2 protein-coding genes and 1 pseudogene are annotated in these 4278 nt (G+C 71.3%); all 3 read left to right on the top strand.

What is annotated here, in order from left to right; genetic code table 11:
- The coding region (locus FUT87_RS03885; protein ID WP_147240147.1) for an efflux RND transporter periplasmic adaptor subunit at positions 1-771 on the top strand (771 nt) is incomplete at its 5' end.
- A gap of 10 nt (positions 772-781) precedes the next feature.
- Positions 782-3985 (top strand): multidrug efflux RND transporter permease subunit, encoded by a 3204-nt coding sequence (locus tag FUT87_RS03880; protein WP_147240146.1) that lies wholly within the window; start codon positions 782-784, stop codon positions 3983-3985.
- Positions 3982-4278, top strand: a pseudogene (locus FUT87_RS03875) (hypothetical protein); the annotation flags it as partial. The gene FUT87_RS03880 and the pseudogene FUT87_RS03875, both read left to right, overlap by 4 nt.

Genomic DNA, 4278 nt, shown 5'->3' with positions numbered 1-4278 from the left:
CAGGCCTTCGACGACGCCACCACCGAGCGCGACCTCGCCGCCGCCGACGTGGCGCAGGCCCGCGCCACGCATCGGCGCCGGCAGCTCGACCTGGCGTTCGCCACCGTCGAGGCGCCGATCGCCGGCCGCATCGACCAGGCCCTGCAGACCGAGGGTGCGCTGGTCGCCGCGACCGACGCCACGCCGCTGGCGCGCATCGTCCAGATCGACCAGGTCTATGTCGACGTGCGCCAGCCCGCGGCCGCGCTGGCGCCGCTGCGGCGCCGGCTCGAGATCGCCGGCAAGGGCCGGGCCGAAGAAGGGGCGGGTGCCGGCGTGCCCGTCACCGTCCTGGGCGCCGACGGCGCGCCGCTCGACCTGAAGGCGCGCGTGCTGTTCTCGGGCATGTCCGTGGACGCGGGCACGGGCGACGTGCTGATGCGCGTGCTGGTCGACAACCCCCGCCGCGAACTGCTGCCCGGCATGTTCGTGCGAGCCCGCCTCTCGAGCAGCGCCTATGACCAGGCGCTGCGCGTGCCGCAGCAGGCGGTGCAGCGCGGCGCCATGGGCACGCAGGTCTGGGTGCTGTCGGGCACCGGCGAGGCCCGCCGCGTCACGGTGCAGCTGGGCGAACTGGTTGACCGCCACTACCGCGTCAGCACCGGCCTGCGCGCCGGCGACCGGGTCGTGGTCACCGGCATGGACCGGCTGGTCGAAGGCGTGAAGACGCAGGTGGTCGCGAGCGAGGCCGCATCGCCGCTGGCCGCCGCCTCCACCGCAGCCGTGCGCTGAGGAGCGACCCATGCCTCAGTTCTTCATCCAGCGGCCCGTCTTCGCCTGGGTCATCGCGCTGTTCATCGTGCTGTTCGGGTTGATCGCGCTGCCGCAGCTGCCGATCGCCCGCTATCCCTCGGTGGCGCCGCCGTCGGTGACCATCTCCGCCACCTCGCCCGGTGCGACGCCGCAGTCGCTGAACGACGGCGTCGTGAGCCTCATCGAGCATGAGCTGTCCGGCGTGAAGGGGCTGCTCTACTTCGAGTCCACCGCCGACACCTCCGGCCAAGCCAGCATCACCGCGACCTTCAAGCCGGGCACCGATCCGGCGATGGCGCAGGTCGACGTGCAGAACCGCATCAAGGCCGTGGAGGCCCGGCTGCCACAGGCGGTGCGCCAGAACGGCCTGGTCGTCGAGTCCGCCTCGTCCTCCTTCCTGATGATCATCGGCCTGCGGGCCGACGACGGCGGCGTCGACGAGACCGCGCTGAGCGACTACCTCGCGCGCAACACCGTCGAGGAACTGCGCCGCATCGACGGCGTCGGCCGGGTGCAGCTGTTCGGCGCGGAGCAGGCAATGCGGGTCTGGGTCGACCCGGTCAAGCTGATCGGCTACGGGCTGGGCATGTCGGACGTCAGCGGCGCCATCGCGCGCCAGAACGTGCAGATCTCGCCGGGGCGGCTGGGCGACTCGCCCGCCACCGCGGGCCAGCGGGTGACGGTGCCGCTGACGGTGGAAGGCCAGCTCGGCTCGCCCGAGGAGTTCGCGGCCATCGTGCTGCGCGCCAATGCCGATGGCTCGCGGCTGCTGCTGCGCGACGTCGCCCGGGTCGAGCTGGGCGCGCAGTCCTACGGCTTCGTCATCAGCGAGAACGGCAAGGCGGCATCCGCGCTCGCGGTGCAGCTGGCGCCGGGCGGCAACGCGGTCAAGACCGCGCAGGCGGTGCTGGACCGGATCGAGCAGCTCAAGCCGGCGCTGCCCAAGGGGCTGAGCTACTCGGTGCCGTTCGAGACGGCGCCTTTCGTGAAGCTCTCGATCGAGCAGGTCGTGCACACGCTGCTCGAGGCGATGGTGCTGGTCTTCCTCGTGATGTACCTGTTCCTGCAGAACCTGCGCTACACGCTGATCCCGGCGATCGTCGCGCCGATCGCGCTGCTGGGCACGCTGGCGGTGATGCTGCTGGCCGGCTTCTCGGTCAACGTGCTGACCATGTTCGGCATGGTGCTGGCGATTGGCATCATCGTGGACGACGCGATCGTGGTCGTCGAGAACGTCGAGCGGCTGATGGCGGAGGAGGGCCTGGGGCCGCGCGAGGCGACGGTCAAGGCGATGAAGGAGATCACCGGCGCGGTCGTCGGCATCACGCTGGTGCTGACCGCGGTGTTTCTGCCGATGGCCTTCTCCAGCGGGTCGGTCGGCGTGATCTACCAGCAGTTCGCGCTGTCGATGGCGGTGTCCATCCTGTTCTCGGCCTTCCTCGCGCTGAGCCTGACGCCCGCGCTGTGCGCCACGCTGCTCAAGCCCATCCCGGCCGGCCACCATGAGAAGCGCGGCTTCTTCGGCTGGTTCAACCGGTGCTTCGACCGGCTGACGCGCCGCTACGAGTCCGGCGTGCTGCGGCTGGTCGCGCGCAGCGGGCGGATGATGCTGGTCTTCCTGGCGCTGTCGGGCGCGCTGGTCGCGGCGCTGCGCGTGCTGCCGTCCTCGTTCCTGCCGGAGGAGGACCAGGGCTACTTCATGACGATGTTCCAGCTGCCCTCGGACGCGACGACCGAGCGCACGATGGACTCGATCCGCGCCTACGAGCGCCACCTGGCCACGCGCCCCGGCGTCGACAGCAACATGGCGGTGCTGGGCTTCGGCTTCTCGGGCTCCGGCCCGAACGCGGCGATGGCCTTCACCAACATGAAGCCCTGGGACCGCCGTGACGGCGCCACCACGGCCGACGAGGCCCGGCGCGCCCAGGAGGCGCTGGCCGGCACCGAGGGCATGGTGATGAGCCTGATGCCGCCGGCCATCGAGGAGCTGGGGAATTCCTACGGCTTCACGATGCGGCTGGTCGACCAGGGCCACCAGGGCGCTGCGGCGCTGCAGGCGGCGCAGGCCAAGCTGCTGGAGCTGGCGGCGCAGAGCAGCGCGGTGACCGGCGTGTATCCGGAAGGCCTGCCGCCGGCCACCGGCGTGCGGCTGGAGATCGACCGCCAGAAGGCGCAGGCGCTGGGCGTCGAGTTCAACGACATCAGCGACACCGTGTCCACGGCGATGGGCTCGCTCTACGTCAATGACTTCCCGAACCGGGGCCGGATGCAGCAGGTGATCGTGCAGGCCGACGCGCCGGCCCGCATGCAGCTGGACGACGTGCTCAAGCTCACCGTGCGCAATGGCGCAGGCGGCCTGGTGCAGCTGTCGGAGCTGGTCCGGCCGGTCTGGAGCGAGACGCCGCTGCAGCTGGCGCGGTACCAGGGCTACCTGGCCGCGCGCCTCTCGGGCAGCGCCAACTACCCGACCTCCAGCGGCGAGGCGATGGCCGAGATGGAACGGCTGGCGGCGCAGCTGCCGCCGGGCTTCACCGTCGCATGGACCGGCCAGTCGCTGCAGGAGCGCGAGTCCGCCGCGCAAGCGCCGATGCTGCTGGCGCTGTCGATGCTGGTCGTCTTCCTGGTGCTGGCGGCGCTCTACGAGAGCTGGTCCATCCCGCTGTCGGTGATGCTGGTCGTCCCGCTCGGCCTGATCGGCGCGGTTGCGGCGGTGCTGCTGCGCGGCCTGCCCAACGACGTCTTCTTCAAGGTCGGGATGATCACGGTGATCGGGCTGTCCGCGAAGAACGCGATCCTGATCGTCGAATTCGCCAAGCAGCTGCGGGAGGAGGGCCGTGGTCTGGTCGACGCGGTGGTGACCGCCGCGCGGATGCGCCTGCGGCCGATCCTGATGACCTCGCTGGCCTTCGTGCTGGGCGTGGTGCCGCTGATGTTGGCCTCCGGCGCGAGCGCCGAGACCCAGCGCGCCATCGGCACCGGCGTCTTCGGCGGCATGGTCAGCGCCACGGTCCTGGCGGTGGTGTTCGTGCCGGTCTTCTTCGTCTTCGTGATGGGCCTGCAGGAGCGCCTCGCCGCGTGGCGCGGGCGGTCAGTGTCGACGCCGGCCGGCCCGCGCGCCGGCAGTGGCAGCGACGACGGCGACGACAACAACGACGACAACAACAACCGCCATTCCTCCCGGGAGCCCGCATGAAGATGATGTTCATCGCCCTCGCGGCGGCCGCGATGCTGACCGGCTGCGCGCTGACGCCGCCGCTGGAGCGCCCCGCCAGCCCGGTGCCCGCCGCCTATCCGCTGCGGGACGATCCGGTGACCGACCGGACCGCCGCCGACCTCGGCTGGCGGACCCTGTTCAACGACCCGGCGCTGCAGCGGCTGATCGAGCTCGCGCTGACCCACAACCGCGACCTGCGCCTGGCCGCGCTCAATGTCGAGATGGTGCGCGCGCAGTACGACGTCCAGAAGGCGGCCGAGCTGCCGCACCTG

The organism is Mitsuaria sp. TWR114, assembly GCF_007997345.1.
Note: the sequence above shows the minus strand (reverse complement) of the source record. Positions and strands in the feature narration are given on the sequence as shown.